Annotated in this window: 15 protein-coding genes and 1 riboswitch; of the genes, 11 read left to right on the forward strand and 4 right to left on the reverse strand. The window is 68.5% G+C overall.

Features of this window, described 5'->3' with window-relative positions; all coding sequences use genetic code 11:
- Window positions 1-8 precede the first annotated feature (8 nt).
- The 4 genes from ACV22V_RS22600 to ACV22V_RS22615 all read left to right on the forward strand — a co-directional run bounded on the left by ACV22V_RS22600 (window position 9) and on the right by ACV22V_RS22615 (window position 4,238).
- Window positions 9-905, forward strand: coding sequence for an ABC transporter permease (locus ACV22V_RS22600; protein WP_448015593.1), 897 nt, complete (start codon window positions 9-11; stop codon window positions 903-905).
- A gap of 24 nt (window positions 906-929) precedes the next feature.
- Window positions 930-1,961, forward strand: coding sequence for an ABC transporter ATP-binding protein (locus tag ACV22V_RS22605; RefSeq protein WP_059691138.1), 1,032 nt, complete (start codon window positions 930-932; stop codon window positions 1,959-1,961).
- Window positions 1,962-1,999: 38 nt separating this feature from the next.
- On the forward strand, window positions 2,000-2,824 hold the full coding sequence (locus tag ACV22V_RS22610; protein ID WP_448015594.1) for a phosphodiesterase: 825 nt from the start codon (window positions 2,000-2,002) through the stop codon (window positions 2,822-2,824).
- A 214-nt stretch (window positions 2,825-3,038) separates the two neighbouring features.
- Window positions 3,039-4,238, forward strand: coding sequence for an MFS transporter (locus tag ACV22V_RS22615; RefSeq protein WP_448015595.1), 1,200 nt, complete (start codon window positions 3,039-3,041; stop codon window positions 4,236-4,238).
- A 21-nt stretch (window positions 4,239-4,259) separates the two neighbouring features.
- On the opposite strand, the gene ACV22V_RS22620 is transcribed toward ACV22V_RS22615, so the two are convergent.
- Window positions 4,260-5,441, reverse strand: coding sequence for an EamA family transporter (locus tag ACV22V_RS22620; protein ID WP_448015596.1), 1,182 nt, complete (start codon window positions 5,439-5,441; stop codon window positions 4,260-4,262).
- Window positions 5,442-5,935: 494 nt separating this feature from the next.
- On the opposite strand from ACV22V_RS22620, the gene ACV22V_RS22625 reads away from it, so the two are divergent.
- Both ACV22V_RS22625 and ACV22V_RS22630 read left to right on the forward strand, forming a co-directional pair.
- The gene (locus ACV22V_RS22625; RefSeq protein ID WP_448015597.1) at window positions 5,936-6,289 is read left to right on the forward strand and encodes a type II toxin-antitoxin system RelE/ParE family toxin; all 354 of its coding nucleotides are present in this window, start codon (window positions 5,936-5,938) and stop codon (window positions 6,287-6,289) included.
- A complete protein-coding gene (locus ACV22V_RS22630) occupies window positions 6,286-6,567 on the forward strand; it encodes a helix-turn-helix domain-containing protein (protein ID WP_448015598.1) in 282 nt (93 codons plus the stop codon). The genes ACV22V_RS22625 and ACV22V_RS22630 overlap by 4 nt, the downstream gene beginning before the upstream one ends.
- A gap of 41 nt (window positions 6,568-6,608) precedes the next feature.
- Here ACV22V_RS22630 and ACV22V_RS22635 read toward each other — a convergent pair whose 3' ends face one another.
- The 3 genes from ACV22V_RS22635 to ACV22V_RS22645 form a co-directional block, all read right to left on the reverse strand.
- Window positions 6,609-7,397, reverse strand: a complete 789-nt coding sequence (locus ACV22V_RS22635; RefSeq protein ID WP_059523572.1) for a molybdopterin-dependent oxidoreductase — start codon at window positions 7,395-7,397, stop codon at window positions 6,609-6,611.
- 29 nt (window positions 7,398-7,426) lie between these two features.
- Window positions 7,427-8,059: a cytochrome b/b6 domain-containing protein gene (locus ACV22V_RS22640; protein ID WP_226114003.1), complete on the reverse strand. Its 633-nt coding sequence runs from the start codon at window positions 8,057-8,059 to the stop codon at window positions 7,427-7,429.
- Window positions 8,060-8,147: 88 nt separating this feature from the next.
- Window positions 8,148-8,399, reverse strand: coding sequence for a pentapeptide MXKDX repeat protein (locus ACV22V_RS22645; protein WP_059523577.1), 252 nt, complete (start codon window positions 8,397-8,399; stop codon window positions 8,148-8,150).
- Between the two features lie 270 nt (window positions 8,400-8,669).
- A riboswitch (TPP riboswitch) is annotated at window positions 8,670-8,786 on the forward strand.
- Between the two features lie 124 nt (window positions 8,787-8,910).
- On the opposite strand from ACV22V_RS22645, the gene thiC reads away from it, so the two are divergent.
- The 5 genes from thiC (at window position 8,911) to ACV22V_RS22670 (ending at window position 14,560) form a co-directional block, all read left to right on the forward strand.
- Window positions 8,911-10,842: a phosphomethylpyrimidine synthase ThiC gene (thiC, locus tag ACV22V_RS22650; RefSeq protein ID WP_059702128.1), complete on the forward strand. Its 1,932-nt coding sequence runs from the start codon at window positions 8,911-8,913 to the stop codon at window positions 10,840-10,842.
- A 258-nt stretch (window positions 10,843-11,100) separates the two neighbouring features.
- On the forward strand, window positions 11,101-11,316 hold the full coding sequence (locus ACV22V_RS22655; protein ID WP_059523582.1) for a glycine zipper 2TM domain-containing protein: 216 nt from the start codon (window positions 11,101-11,103) through the stop codon (window positions 11,314-11,316).
- Between the two features lie 209 nt (window positions 11,317-11,525).
- Window positions 11,526-11,774 carry a hypothetical protein gene (locus tag ACV22V_RS22660; RefSeq protein WP_059523584.1) on the forward strand — a complete coding sequence of 83 codons (249 nt, stop codon included), beginning with the start codon at window positions 11,526-11,528 and terminating at the stop codon, window positions 11,772-11,774.
- Window positions 11,775-11,918: 144 nt separating this feature from the next.
- Window positions 11,919-12,845 (forward strand): DMT family transporter, encoded by a 927-nt coding sequence (locus ACV22V_RS22665; RefSeq protein ID WP_059702130.1) that lies wholly within the window; start codon window positions 11,919-11,921, stop codon window positions 12,843-12,845.
- 434 nt (window positions 12,846-13,279) lie between these two features.
- A complete protein-coding gene (locus tag ACV22V_RS22670; RefSeq protein ID WP_223960661.1) occupies window positions 13,280-14,560 on the forward strand; it encodes an EAL domain-containing protein in 1,281 nt (426 codons plus the stop codon).
- Window positions 14,561-14,609: the final 49 nt, after the last annotated feature.

Here is a 14,609-nt window from a genome sequence, read left to right on the forward strand (position 1 = left end):
ATTTCTTCATGCAATCGCTTTCCGGTTCATCCGCGCCGTCGCCGGCGCCCGCCCCGTCGCATGCGAACGGCGCCGCACGCCGCGCGCCGCGCGTGTCGGGCGCGCGTGCGATCGCCGCGCTGCAATGGGGCGTCACGCTGCTGCTGTGCGCGTTCCTGATCGTGCCCGTCGTGATGTCGGTGCTCGCGGGCCTCACCGTCAACTATTTCCGCGGGTTGTCGAGCGGCCTCACGCTGCGCTGGCTCGAACAGGTGTGGCAGCAATACCAGGGCTCGGTCGCGCTGTCGCTCGGCGTCGCGTTCGCGACGCTCGCGATCGTGCTCGTCGTCGGCGTGCCGGCCGGCTATGCGCTCGCGCGCAGCAAGCACCGCGTCGCCCGCGTGATCGAGGAGGCGCTCGTGCTGCCGGTCGCGCTGCCGGGCCTCGCGTCGGCGCTCGCGCTGCTGGTCGTGTACGGCGGCTTCACCGCGTTCCGGATGAGCCTGTGGTTCATCGTCGTCGGCCACGTCGTGTTCACGCTGCCGTTCATGGTGCGCGCGGTCGCGGCCGTCGCCGCCGGCGCCGACCTGCGCACGATCGAGGAAGGCGCGGCGAGCCTCGGCGCGTCGTTCGTCACGCGCTTCGTCACGATCGTGCTGCCGAACCTGCGCCCCGGCATCGTCGCGGGCGCGCTCGCGGTGCTCACGCTGTCGATCGGCGAATTCAACCTGACGTGGATGCTGCATACGCCCGATACGAAGACCCTGCCCGTCGGTCTCGCCGACACCTATGCATCGCTGCGCCTCGAAGTCGGCAGCGCGTACACGATCGTGTTCCTGCTGATGACGCTGCCGCTTCTCGTCGCGATGCAGTGGCTCGGCGTCGATCCGTCCGGCACGCGCGCGCCGAAGCGTCGCCCGCGCTGACCCTGCGTTGACTTTCCCGCTCCCATGAAACTCGATTCCACTCCCATCACCCTGACCCGCTGCGCGAAGACGTTCCGCGGCACGCGCGTGCTCGAACCGCTCGACCTGTCGATCGGCGCGGGCGAGACGCTCGTGCTGCTCGGCCCGTCAGGCTGCGGCAAGACGACGACGCTGCGCCTGATCGCCGGCCTCGACACGCCGGACGCCGGCGGCACGATCCGGTTCGGCGGCGACGACGTGACCGCGCTGCCGATCGAGCGTCGCCAGGTCGGCATGGTGTTCCAGAACTACGCGCTGTTCCCGAACCTGACGGTGCGCGGCAACGTCGGCTACGGACTGAAGATCCGCAAGACCGAGCCGCGCGCGCTGCGGGAACGCGTCGACGAATTGCTCGCGATGATGCGGCTCGACGCGCATGCGGACAAACCGGTCGATCAGCTGTCGGGCGGCCAGCGCCAGCGTGTCGCGCTGGCGCGCGCGCTCGCGGTGCGCCCGCGCGTGCTGCTGCTCGACGAGCCGCTGACCGCGCTCGACGCGAAACTGCGCGACGTGCTGCGCCGCGAGATGAACGCGCTGCTGCGCGAACTCGGCGTGACGACCGTGTACGTGACGCACGACCAGGCCGAGGCGATGGAGCTCGGCGACCGGATCGTCGTGATGGGCGCGGGCCGCATCGAGCAGATCGGCACGCCGCGCGACATCTATTACCGGCCGGCGAACCGCACGGTCGCGCAGTTCATCGGCACGCTGAACCGGCTTGCGGGACAATGGCGCGACGGCGCGCTCGTGACGACCGGTGGCTCGATCGTCACGCCGCACGCCGCCGACGAGTGGTTCTTCCGCCCGGAGGATGCGCAGCTCGCCGATCCCGCGCATGCGCCGCTGCGCGGTGCGATCGGCGCGTGCGCGTTCCTCGGCGAGCGCACGCGGCTCACGATCGAGCAGGCGGCGCCCGACGCACTCGTGATCGACGTGCCGGGCCGCATCGAGCTCGCGCGCGGCACGGCGGTCGGCCTCACGATCGCGGCGGAAGGCCTGATCGCACTCGCCGCGTAACACCGCCCCACGATAACCAGACATTCCGAGGAACGACGATGCTGCTTGCTCAAATCAGCGATCTCCACATCAAGCGTCCGGGCCAGCTCGCGTACCGGCGCGTCGACACCGCCGCCGCGCTCGCGCGCTGCATCGCGAAGCTGAACGCGCTGGTGCCGCGTCCCGACGCGGTGCTCGTCACGGGCGACCTGACCGACTTCGGTCACGACGACGAATACCGCCATCTGCGCGACCTGCTCGCACCGCTCGAGATTCCGTATTACCTGATGGTCGGCAATCACGACGATCGCGCGGGGTTGCGGCGCGCGTTCGCCGATCGTTCCGAATTGCAGGACGGCGAATTCGTGCAGTACGCGCTCGACGTCGGCGCCGTGCGCGTGCTCGCGCTCGATTCGCAGGTGCCCGGCGCGAGCCCCGGCGACCTGTGCGATGCGCGGCTCGCGTGGCTCGCCGCGCAGCTCGACGCCGCACGCGACCGTCCGGTGATCGTCGCGCTGCACCATCCGCCGTTCGCCTCCGGGATCGGGCACATGGACGCGCTGCGCCTCGCCCCCGCCGCCGCCGCGAAACTCGATGCGCTGCTGTGCGGCCATCCGAACGTGGAACGCGTGCTGTGCGGCCACGTGCACCGGACGATGTTCACGCGCTTCGGCGGCACGCTTGCGTCGGCCGTGCCGGCGCCCGCGCACCAGGTCGCGTTCGACCTGCGCGCGGACGCGCCGTCCGCGTTCCGGCTCGAGCCGCCCGCATTCGCGGTGCACGCTTATACGCCGGAAGCGGGAATGATGTCCCATCACGTGTACGTGGACGAAGGCGACGGGCCTTACCCGTTCTATGAGCCGAGCGGCGAACTGGTCGACTGAAGGCGCGCGTCGCGCGCGATGACGGGCGGCTGCGGGCGGTCGCGGCCCGTGGCGGCCGACCGCGCCCCTGTCGCGCCGCCCGGCCGCCTGGCGGCACGGCCGGCAGGATTCACCGTGCTCCGGTATGATCGGCACCCTCGATCGGCGCCCGGCCGCCTGCGCAGCCGACGCCGTGCCGCGCGCCCACGCCGCCCAACTCCGTTCCGTTGCCGCCATGTCCGCCGCCTCCACCGACCGCCCGACCGACGCCGCCTCGCCCCACTACTCGCGCAGCCTGCTGTTGCTGCTCGCGACGATCGCGGGCGTGTCGGTCGCGAACATCTATTACAACCAGCCGCTGCTCGACAGCTTCCGCTCGGCCTTTCCCGACGGCGCGTCGTGGATCGGCGCGGTGCCGACCGCGACGCAGCTCGGCTATGCGGCCGGCATGTTCCTGCTCGCGCCGCTCGGCGACCGTTTCGATCGTCGCGGGCTGATCCTGATGCAGATCGCGGGCCTGTCGATCGCGCTGGTCGTGGCCGCGACCGCGCCGTCGCTGGCGGTGCTCGCCGGCGCGAGCCTCGCGATCGGCGTGCTCGCGACGATCGCGCAGCAGGCCGTGCCGTTCGCGGCCGAAATCGCGCCGCCGGCCGAGCGCGGGCATGCGGTCGGCACCGTGATGAGCGGCCTGCTGCTCGGCATCCTGCTGGCGCGCACGGCGGCCGGCTTCGTCGCCGAATATTTCGGTTGGCGGGCGGTGTTCGGTGCATCGGTCGCGGCGCTCGTCGCGCTGGCCGCGGTGATCGTGCTGCGGCTGCCGCGCAGTTCGCCGACGTCGACGCTGTCGTACGGCAAGCTGCTCGGCTCGATGTGGCACCTCGCGGTCGAACTGCGTGGGCTGCGCGAGGCATCGCTGACCGGCGCCGCGCTGTTCGCCGCGTTCAGCGCGTTCTGGCCGGTGCTCACGCTGCTGCTCGCCGGCGCGCCGTTCCACCTCGGCCCGCAAGCCGCAGGTCTCTTCGGGATCGTCGGCGCGGCGGGTGCGCTGGCCGCGCCATACGCCGGCCGTTTCGCGGACCAGCGCGGCCCGCGCGCGATCATCTCGCTCGCGATCGCGCTGCTCGCGGCGTCGTTCGTGATTTTCGCGCTGTCGGGGACGAGCCTCGTCGGGCTCGTGATCGGCGTGATCGTGCTGGATGTCGGCGTGCAGGCCGCGCAGATCTCGAACCAGTCGCGCATCTATGCGCTGAAGCCCGAGGCGCGCAGTCGCGTCAACACCGTGTACATGGTGTGCTACTTCATCGGCGGCGCGCTCGGCTCGTCGGCCGGCGTCGCCGCGTGGCACGCGTTCGGCTGGACCGGCATGTGCGCGACCGGCCTGCTGTTTGCCGCGCTCGCCGGCTGGTCCCACCATCGCGGCGCACGGCGCGGCTGAACGCCGCCGCGCGCGCCGGCCTCACGCATCGGCGCGGGACGCGGCCGGTTCGCCGGCCGGCGGAAGCGTGAATGCCGGCGCGGGATCCATGACCGCGGCCGGGTCCACGACGGCGCCCGGTGCCGGCACCGCAAGCGGTACCGCGGAAGGCGCGAGGATCGGCGCCGGGTCCGGCATCGCGGCCTGATCCGGCATGGACGCCGCCCCCGCCGCCGGTTCGGCGGCCACGGTCACCGGGGCCGATGAAGCGTCGGCCGCCGCGCGCGCCGCGGGCCGGCGCGCGGGATCGAACACGAACGACAGCCCGACGCTGCCGAGGATCGCGACCGTCGCGATCACGGTCGCCGTCGTCACGGGCTCGCCGAGCATCAGCGCGCCGAGCGCGACCGCGACGATCGGGTTCACGTACATGCAGCTGCTCGCGATGATCGGGCTCGTATGGCGGATCAGGTAGCCGTACGCGACGTACGCGGCCATCGTGCAGAACACCATCAGGTACACGAACGCGAACACCGGGCCGACCGCGACCTGCTCGATGCGCTCGCCCATCAGCCATGCGGCGATCGTCGACATCAACCCGCCCAGGCCGATCTGCAGCGACGTCGACAGGAACAGGTCCGACGGCAGCTTGAGCCGCGTCGCGAGATGCGCGCCGCCCGCCCAGAAGAGTGCGCCGGCGAGCACGCAGATCGTGCCGAGCGCCGAGTTCGCGGCGCCCGCGCCGCCCGAATTCAGCACGACGATGCCGACCATCCCGAGCGCGACGGCCGCCCACTCGCCCTTCGACACCGGACGCCCGGCCACCGCCGCGATCACGGTCGCGAACAGCGGCACCGTCGCGACCATCACCGCGGCCGAGCCGCTGCTGACGGTGCGCATCCCGAGCGCGATCGTGCCGGACGACAGCGCGACCAGCATCGTGCCGACGATCGCCGAGTTGCGGATTTCCAGCAGCGTCGGCCATTCGGGCTTGCGACGCAGCGCGAAGATGAACAGGCCGATCCCGCCGAGCAGGTTGCGCAGCCCGGACAGCAGCAACGGCGGGAACGACTGCAGCGCGAAATGCAGGCCGCTGTAGGTCGAACCCCAGACGAAATAGATGAATACCAGGGCCAGTGCGACACGGCCGCCGCGGCTTTGCGGCAGGCGGATCCGGATCGGCAGGCGGGCGAGGAAATCGAGGAGGCGGTCGAGCGGTGTCATCGATCAGCCCGCCCGCACGACGTGTCGCGTGCTCCGCTGAAAGACGCCGGCGATGCCGGCAAACGGCCCTGACGGGACCAGGAAGGCGGAGACGAACGTGCGGAACGACATGGCAGTGCGAACGGCGACGAATAAGAACCGGCAAGCGGCGGCAGAGGGTCAACAAAACGTGCGCAGACCGCTTCGGTTGCGCACGCTCGGCATTATGGCATCACGGATTCGAAAGCATCATCGGACCTGTCTGAAAGGATATCGACTGACGTTTCGGCGCGACATTTTTCGGCATCCGGACGAACCGAATCCGGGGCCGGAAACGCGCTGCACGGGCGTCGCGGACATCGCCCGACGCCCTTCCCCGCCCATCGCGATCGATCCATCTGCCTGACGGCCAGTCATGCGTCGCGGGTGTTGCTTCGCGCTTATCGTGACGGTCGGCCTGCCGACCCGGTCGCCGACATTTTGTCCGTTCAACCCGCACACATCCATACAAAATTTTGTATAATTCCACCATCCTTCCGACGAAGCCGGTCGTCTTCGTCGGCAGCGCGCTGGATGCGCTTCGCGGCTTTCCGCTGGCGGCGCGCCGCGAAGCCGGCCACCAGATCGACCAGGTGCAGCGCGGCCTGACGCCCGACGACTGGAAGCCGATGCGCACCATCGGTGTCGGCGTGCGGGAAATCCGCCTGCGCGATGCGAGCGGCGCATTCCGGATCATCTATGTCGCGACCTTCGCGGACGCGATCTACGTGCTGCACTGCTTCCGCAAGCAATCGGCACGCACCTGCAAGGCCGACGTCGAACTGGCCGCCCGGCGCTATCGCGCATTGACGATTGAGAGGAAACGATGAGCAACGAACGCTATACGAATGTCTGGGACGCCATCGAGAGCCAGCCGGCCGAGGCCGAGAACATGAAGCTGCGCTCCGAGCTGATGATCGCGCTCAAGCAGCGCATCGCGCAGCTCGAACTCAGCCAGGCCCAGGCCGCGAAACAGCTTGGCGTCACGCAGCCGCGCGTGTCCGATCTGCTGCGCGGCAAGATCAACCTGTTCGGGCTCGACGCGCTCGTCAACATGGCGGCGGCGGTCGGCCTGCGCGTCGATCTGCAAGTGCGCGAATCCGCGTGACGCACCCGTGAAGCACGGCGGGCGCGGCCGCGCCCCGCCGCTCACGATCCGCCGAACCAGTTGTAGCCCTGATCGACCCAGTAGCCGCCCGGGTAGGTATCGGTCACGAAGATTTCCATGATGTGCTTCGGATTCTTGTAGCCGAGCTTGGTCGGCATCCGCAGCTTCATCGGAAAGCCGAATTCGGGCGGCAGGCGGCGGCCGTCGTAGTCGAATGCGAGCAGCGTTTGCGGATGCAGCGCGGTCGGCATGTCGATGCTTTCGTAGTAATCGTCCGCGCATTTGAAGCCGACGTATTTCGCGTGCGTATCGGCGCCGACGCGTGCCAGAAACGCGCCGAACGGCGTGCCGCCCCAGCGGCCGATCGCGCTCCACCCTTCCACGCAGATGTGCCGCGTGATCTGCTCCGCGTGCGGCAGCGCATACAGCTCGTCGAGCGTCCACACGCGCTTGCCCGTCACCCGGCCCGACAGCACGAGCCGGTACGTCGATGCGTCGACGTGCGGCACGTCGTCGATGCCGTAATACGCGTTGAACGGGAACGGCCGCGTGATGTCGGCCTCGGTATAGGTCGGCGCGAGCCGCTCGCCGCTGAACAGCCAGGCCTGCACGCGATCGTTCATGCGCGACACCTTCTCGAGGAACGCGTTGACCGATGCGTCGTCCTGCAGCGTGCAGCCGGTCAGCATCGTCAGGCCGCCGAGCGTCAGCACGCGCCGGTTGAAGAGGCGCCGCGACGGCATCTCGAGTTCGCGGCGCACGTCGAGCTCGAGCGACTTGCGGTCGAGTGTCCAGCTCGGCCGACCGCGGTTGTTTCCGGATTCCGACATGATGAGTTCCTTCGCCCGCGGCGTGCGGGTCAGCGGCCGCGCAGCATCGCGAGCAGCGAGCGCGGCACCAGCAGCGCCATCGCGACGTGTACGACGAAAAACGCGACGAGCAGCGACATTGCCCAGAAGTGCACGACGCGCGCGTTGTCGTAACCGCCGAACAGCTCGCGCAGCAGCGGAAACTGCACGGACTTCCAGATCGTGAGCCCCGACAGCACCAGCACGATCAGATCGACGATCGCGGTCAGGTACGCGGCACGCTGCACCGCGTTGTAGACGCTCAGGTCGTCGTGCGACAACCGGCCGCCCAGCGCCGCGCGCACGTCGCGCCATATCGACGCCGGCGTGACCGGAAGCATCTTGCGCGCGAGGCGGCCCGTCGCGATCGACATCGCGAGGTAGAACAGCCCGTTGCCGACCAGCAGCCACATCGCCGCGAAATGCCATTGGAGCGCACCGCCCAGCCAGCCGCCGAGCGTGATGCCGTGCGCGAACGTGAACGGCGGATAGATCGGCGACGCATCGTAGATGCGCCAGCCGGACAGTGCCATCAGGATCGCCGCGAGCGCGTTGAGCCAGTGGCTCACACGCACCCACAGCGGATGAATCTTGCGCGCGGGCGGCGTGGCAGCCGTGCGCCCGGCAGCGGGAACGGTTTGCATGGTGAAGACTCCCGGAACGTAGCGGCGGTGCGCGATGCGCGGGCGGCCTCGTGTACCGCACGCGCGGGCCGCGCCCCGCCCGCGTCGGTCAGTTCGACGGCGCCATCTTGTCGCCCGACGTCGACTTGCCCATCGCGTCGTGCGACATCGCGTCCTTCTTCATCGCGTGCTTCTTCATGGCGTCTTTCTTCATCGCGCCGTCCTTCGCCATCGCGTCGTGGCCCATCGCATCCTTCGACATCGACGCACCTTCCTTCGACATCGCGTCGTTCTGCGCATACGCACCCGTTGCGGCCATGGCGAAACCGGCGACACAGGCTGCGATCAGTACTTTTTTCATGACATCTCTCCGAAACATGGGTTTGAGGAGCCGAATAGACGGAGGACGTCGCGGGATATGACAGTCGTTTCGAGAATTTTTTTTCAGGGGCTGCCGAAACCGCTGCAATGCTGCACCGCGCCGTCATCGTCAGCCGGGCCGCAGGGCCGTGCGGCGGTGTCATGCATCGCGGCTTGCGCGGCGGGCGCGCCACCCGCATTGCTGCAACTGCACCGCGGCCACCGGTCTGCCACCGGTTGAAACCGCCGCGAAGCCAGTGTATCGTGTGCGCTGCTAACGCGGGGGTCCTGCAATGCGTTCGGTCAAACAACCGGCATTGCGGGTGAGAAATACCCTTTGAACCTGATCTGGATAATGCCAGCGCAGGGAAGCGTACGGATTTCGCCGCCATCCTTCTGACGAAATCCGCCGCCTCACCAAGCCTCGTCTCCTGCTTAGCTCGAGCCCCACATTCGTCAAGGGCTCCGGGCAAGCGCCGTGGCGCCTGTCCGGCGCTCACACAGGAGATTGCATGAACGCCAATCCGAAGTTTCTGTCCGCGGACGCCCACGTCGACGCCGCCGCCGTCGCCCCGCTGCCCAATTCGCGAAAGGTTTATGTAACCGGCTCGCAGCCCGACATCCGCGTGCCGATGCGTGAAATCACGCAGGCCGACACCCCGACCGGCTTCGGCGGCGAAAAGAACCCGCCGATCTACGTGTACGACACGTCGGGCCCCTACACCGATCCGGACGCGAAGATCGACATCCGCGCCGGCCTGCCGGCACTGCGCCAGCGCTGGATCGAAGCGCGCGGCGACACCGAGGTGCTCGACGGCCTGTCGAGCCGGTACGGCCTCGAGCGCGCGGCCGACCCGGCCACCGCCGACCTGCGTTTCCCGGGCCTGCACCGCAACCCGCGCCGCGCGCAAGCCGGCAAGAACGTCACGCAGATGCACTACGCGCGCCAGGGCATCATCACGCCGGAAATGGAATACATCGCGATCCGCGAGAACCAGCGCCGCGCCGAGTACATCGAGAGCCTCAAGTCGAGCGGCCCGAACGGCGCAAAGCTCGCCGCGATGATGGGCCGCCAGCACCCGGGCCAGGCGTTCGGCGCCGCGGCCTTCGGCGCGAACGCACTCGCCGAGATCACCCCCGAGTTCGTGCGCGAGGAAGTCGCGCGCGGCCGCGCGATCATCCCCGCGAACATCAACCACCCGGAATCCGAGCCGATGATCATCGGCCGCAACTTCCTCGTGAAGATCAACGCGAACATCGGCAACTCGGCCGTCACGTCGTCGATCGGCGAGGAAGTCGACAAGATGACGTGGGCGATCCGCTGGGGCGGCGACACGGTGATGGACCTGTCGACCGGCAAGCACATCCATGAAACGCGCGAGTGGATCATCCGCAACAGCCCGGTGCCGATCGGCACGGTGCCGATCTACCAGGCGCTCGAAAAGGTCAACGGCAAGGCCGAGGACCTGACCTGGGAAATCTTCCGCGACACGCTGATCGAACAGGCCGAGCAAGGCGTCGACTACTTCACGATCCACGCGGGCGTGCGCCTGCAGTACGTGCCGCTCACGGCGAACCGGATGACGGGCATCGTGTCGCGCGGCGGCTCGATCATGGCGAAGTGGTGCCTCGCGCATCACAAGGAGAGCTTCCTGTACGAGCACTTCGAAGAGATCTGCGAGATCATGAAGGCGTACGACGTGAGCTTCTCGCTCGGCGACGGCCTGCGTCCCGGCTCGATCTACGACGCGAACGACGAAGCGCAGCTCGGCGAACTGAAGACGCTCGGCGAGCTCACGCAAATCGCGTGGAAGCACGACGTGCAGGTGATGATCGAAGGCCCCGGCCACGTGCCGATGCAGCTGATCAAGGAGAACATGGATCTCCAGCTCGACTGGTGCAAGGAAGCGCCGTTCTACACGCTCGGGCCGCTGACCACCGACATCGCACCGGGCTACGACCACATCACGTCGGGCATCGGCGCCGCGATGATCGGCTGGTTCGGCACCGCGATGCTGTGCTACGTGACGCCGAAGGAGCACCTCGGGCTGCCGAACAAGGACGACGTGAAGGAAGGGATCATCACGTACAAGCTCGCCGCGCACGCGGCCGACCTGGCCAAGGGTCACCCCGGCGCGCAGGTGCGCGACAACGCGCTGTCGAAGGCGCGTTTCGAGTTCCGCTGGGAAGACCAGTTCAACATCGGCCTCGATCCGGACAAGGCGCGCGAATTCCACGACGAGACGCTGCCGAAGGATTCGGCGAAGGTCGCGCACTTCTGCTCGATGTGCGGCCCGCACTTCTGCTCGATGAAGATCACGCAGGACGTGCGCGAGTTCGCGGCACAGCAAGGCGTGTCGGAAACCGAGGCGCTGAAGAAGGGGATGGAGGTCAAGGCGGTCGAGTTCGTGAAGACCGGCGCCGAGATTTATCACCGCCAGTAAGTCGGCAAGCGAACGCGGCGGTCCGCGCGGACCGCTTCGCTTCGTGACGCACGGCAGGAAGCCCGCTTTCGAGCGGGCTTTTTTTGCCTTCGCGCGCATGCCGTGTGCCTGCCGGCGCAAGCGAAACAATTGATTACGAAACCGCTCGAGCCTTAACAAGTCCTTACAGCAGCGCCACGGGGCGACGCGTAGATTGGATTCATGCGCGGCCGTCCGGCGGCCGCGCGACCTCCGTTCACTACCACAAGGACAGCGATCATGAACCAATCGATTCGGCGTTTTGGGGTATGCGCGCTGCTCGTCGCGACGGTGGCCAGCCTTTCGGCCTGCGATTCGATGACGCGGCGCCAGCGCGATACCGCGATCGGTGCGGGTGTCGGCGGCGTCGCCGGCGCGGCGATCGGCGGCAACGCGCTGTCGACGCTGGGCGGCGCGGCAGCCGGCGGTATCATCGGCAACCAGGTCGGCAAATAAGCCGACCGGCTTACCCGGCTGCCGCGCGACGCGCGGCAAGTTCCGGCCTGACGGCGTTTCCGCACTGCGGAAGCGCCGTTTTTCATATGCGGCGCCGCAACACGCCGCAGCGGCCCGGAAATGATCCGTTACCGTTTAGCGCACCTTGTCATCGCCGCGCGGCCTAAGCTTAAGCATCTGCCGATTGCCGGCTCCGCCGGAGAGACATCATGAACAGGACCCTCGTCGCCGCGGCGCTCGCGTGCACGACGCTCGCCGGCTGTTACTACCCTTACGGCTACTATCCGTCCGGCTATTACACGGCGGCGCCCGTGCAGCCCGCGCCCGTCTATGTCGATCCGGGCCCGGCGTACTACTATCCGGCGCCCGCCTATGCCCCGGCCTGGGGCGGTTACTGGGGGCCCGCGGTGTCGCTCAATTTCGGCTTCGGCGGACGCGGCGGCTGGCACCATCACTGAACGATCGCGCCGGCCGGTTCGTGACGGAGGCGAGCGGATTTCCCGGTTCTTGCCGGTTCTTGCCATTTCATCCGATCGTGAAACGACGGCACGGGAACGCGGTGTAAGATTCCTCGCATCCCGTCCCCTCGCCCGCCACGCTCAATGTCGCCCAAGAACGCCTTTCTGCTGACCGTCCTCGCTGCCCTGTGGGGCGCGTCGTTCCTGTTCATCCGGATCGGCGTCGCCGACTTCGGTGTCGCGCCGCTGATGGCGCTGCGCGTGGGCATCGGCGCGCTGTTTCTCGCAGGATTCGCGCTGACGCGCTTCAGGCCCGCCGAGCTTGGCGCGCAGCTGCGCCGTCGCGCGTGGCCGTTGTTCGTCGTTGGCGCGCTGAACTCGGGCATCCCGTTCTGCCTGTTCGCGTTCGCCGAACTGACGCTGTCGGCCGGCGTGACGTCGGTGATCAACGCAACGACGCCGCTGTGGGGCGCGCTCGTCGCCTATCTGTGGCTGAAGGACAAGCTGTCGCTGCCGCGCGCACTCGGCCTCGTGATCGGCTTTGCCGGCGTCCTCACGCTCGTGTGGGATCAGATCGCGAACGCGCACGGCAGCACCGGCGCCAACGCGACCGCGCTCGCCGCCGCCGCCGCGCTCGGCGCGACGCTGCTGTACGGCATCGCGGCCAACTACACGAAGCGCACGCTCAGCGGCGTCGATCCGCTCGTCAACGCGACCGGCAGCATGATCGGCTCGACCGTGCTGCTGGCGCCGTTCGCGATCGCGACCTGGCCCGCCGCAGCCGTCAGCGCGCATGCGTGGGGCGCCGTGCTCGCGCTCGGCATCGCCTGCACGGGCATCGCGTATTTCATCTTCTTCCACCTGATCGCGCACATCGGCCCGGCCCGCGCGATTACCGTGACGTTCGTGATCCCGGTGTTCGGCCTGCTGTGGGGCGCGCTGTTCCTCAGCGAACACGTATCGCTCGTGATGATCGAAGGTTGCGCGATCGTGCTCGTCGGCACCGCGCTCGCCACCGGCGTGATCAAGCGGATTCCCGGGCTGCGCCCGCGCGGCGGCGAAGCGGCCTGAGCGGCAGACGGGGCCGGCACCCCGCCGGTGTGGGTTGCGTGCGACACGCCGGCCGCCAATCCGCGAGCGCCGCAGGTCGACCGATTCGAGTTTCGCCTGATGGCGATGCAACCGCCCGGCTTTGCCGCTGTGCCGCATTCTTCGCACGCGATGCATGCGGCACACGCGGCATATTTGGAGCCGTCGCCGCACACACGGCCCGGTGGCCCTTGCGTGTCACGCGCCGGACGGACGACCCCTTCCAGCCGTCGGTGTAGCGTTTGCGTCTGGAGTTACCCTGATACGCGCGCCGCGCCATTCCCGTTACACTCGGATCACTCATCCGCAGAAGGCGGTTACGATGCACCACGTTCTTTCGCGTCCACCTGCGCGTGCGACGGCTTCTGCGTGGCGCGCACGATACCGCCCCCCGATCGCCCCAGGGCACCGTTGACATGAAGCCCTCCCGCGACCTCTCGCTCGACTCCCTGCTCGAACGCCTCACGCCGACGCCCAGCGGCTGGATCGCCACGTATCGCGAGACGACGCTGCGCAGCGTGTTTCAACCGGTGCTGTCGATCACGCACAAGCGCGTGGTCGGCTACGAAGCGCTGCTGCGCGTCGTGGACGAGAACGGCGCGCTGGTTTCGCCGGTCGCGCTATTCGACAAGACGCGTGCCGCTGCCGACGCGTTGCTGCTCGACCGGCTCGCCCGCTGCCTGCATACGGCCAACTTCGTCGCGCAAGGCATCGGCGACGGCTGGCTGTTCCTGAACGTGACGCCGCGCGTGCTCGATTCCGGCCTCGTGCAGCGCGAATTCGTCGAGGCGCTGTGCCGTCATTTCGCGCTGCCGCCGAACCGCATCGTGCTGGAAGTCGTCGAGCAGCCGGCGCGCGATGAAGCCGCGCTCGCCCGCACGATCGACATGATCCAGCACCGGGACTTCCTGATCGCGATCGACGATTTCGGCACCGGGTTCTCCAATTTCGACCGCGTGTGGCGCGCACGGCCCGATATCGTCAAGCTCGATCGATCGCTCGTCGAACGCGCGAACGCGTCGGCCGACGATCGCCGCATCATGCATCACCTGGTATCGATGCTCCATCAGGCCGGCGCGATGGTGCTCGCCGAGGGTGTCGAAAGCGACGACGCGCTGCAGACGCTGATGGAGGCCGATATCGATTTCGTCCAGGGCTTCCAGTTCGGCCAGCCCGATGCATCGATCGCGCACGCGAGCGCCGCGGCGCCCGCGATGCTCGACGCCGCGTGGCAACGCTACATCGCCCACCGGCATACGCCGGCGATCGCCGAGCAGCCGGGCTTCGATGCGATCGAGCGGCTCGTGCTCGCCGGCGCGGCCGCGTTTTCCGCGAGCGGCAGCCTGCAGGACGCCGCGCAGCGCGTATTCGTGGTGCCGGCCGCACGCCGGGTGTTCGTCACGGACGAGATCGGCGAACAGTTCCTGCCGTCGATCGGCGCGCGTCCCGAGGACGGCCAGACGAGCGGTACGCGACTCTCGCCGCTGTTCCCGGAGACGCACAGCAACTGGTCGCGGCGCCCGTACTTCCAGCGCGCGATCGCGGCGCCCGGGCGCGTCGCGCTCATGGGCCCGCACTTCTCGCTGACCGAAGGCCGCGATTGCTACACGGCAGCCGTCGCGATTCGCGCGCAAAACCGTCTCGTCGTGTTCTGCGTCGACTTCGTGCTCGACAGCGCGGGCACCGTGATGCGGTAGCACATACGGCGGCACGACGCCGCCCGCCATGCAGGCTGGCCGGCGATTC

It is taken from the genome of Burkholderia sp. AW33-5, assembly GCF_053427615.1.

Coding starts and splice junctions, on each gene's coding strand:
- ACV22V_RS22600 (WP_448015593.1), top strand. CDS start 9: ATGCAATCGCTTTCCGGTTCATCCGCGCCGTCGCCGGCGCCCGCCCCG.
- ACV22V_RS22605 (WP_059691138.1), top strand. CDS start 930: ATGAAACTCGATTCCACTCCCATCACCCTGACCCGCTGCGCGAAGACG.
- ACV22V_RS22610 (WP_448015594.1), top strand. CDS start 2,000: ATGCTGCTTGCTCAAATCAGCGATCTCCACATCAAGCGTCCGGGCCAG.
- ACV22V_RS22615 (WP_448015595.1), top strand. CDS start 3,039: ATGTCCGCCGCCTCCACCGACCGCCCGACCGACGCCGCCTCGCCCCAC.
- ACV22V_RS22620 (WP_448015596.1), bottom strand. CDS start 5,441: ATGACACCGCTCGACCGCCTCCTCGATTTCCTCGCCCGCCTGCCGATC.
- ACV22V_RS22630 (WP_448015598.1), top strand. CDS start 6,286: ATGAGCAACGAACGCTATACGAATGTCTGGGACGCCATCGAGAGCCAG.
- ACV22V_RS22635 (WP_059523572.1), bottom strand. CDS start 7,397: ATGTCGGAATCCGGAAACAACCGCGGTCGGCCGAGCTGGACACTCGAC.
- ACV22V_RS22640 (WP_226114003.1), bottom strand. CDS start 8,059: ATGCAAACCGTTCCCGCTGCCGGGCGCACGGCTGCCACGCCGCCCGCG.
- ACV22V_RS22645 (WP_059523577.1), bottom strand. CDS start 8,399: ATGAAAAAAGTACTGATCGCAGCCTGTGTCGCCGGTTTCGCCATGGCC.
- thiC (WP_059702128.1), top strand. CDS start 8,911: ATGAACGCCAATCCGAAGTTTCTGTCCGCGGACGCCCACGTCGACGCC.
- ACV22V_RS22655 (WP_059523582.1), top strand. CDS start 11,101: ATGAACCAATCGATTCGGCGTTTTGGGGTATGCGCGCTGCTCGTCGCG.
- ACV22V_RS22660 (WP_059523584.1), top strand. CDS start 11,526: ATGAACAGGACCCTCGTCGCCGCGGCGCTCGCGTGCACGACGCTCGCC.
- ACV22V_RS22665 (WP_059702130.1), top strand. CDS start 11,919: ATGTCGCCCAAGAACGCCTTTCTGCTGACCGTCCTCGCTGCCCTGTGG.
- ACV22V_RS22670 (WP_223960661.1), top strand. CDS start 13,280: ATGAAGCCCTCCCGCGACCTCTCGCTCGACTCCCTGCTCGAACGCCTC.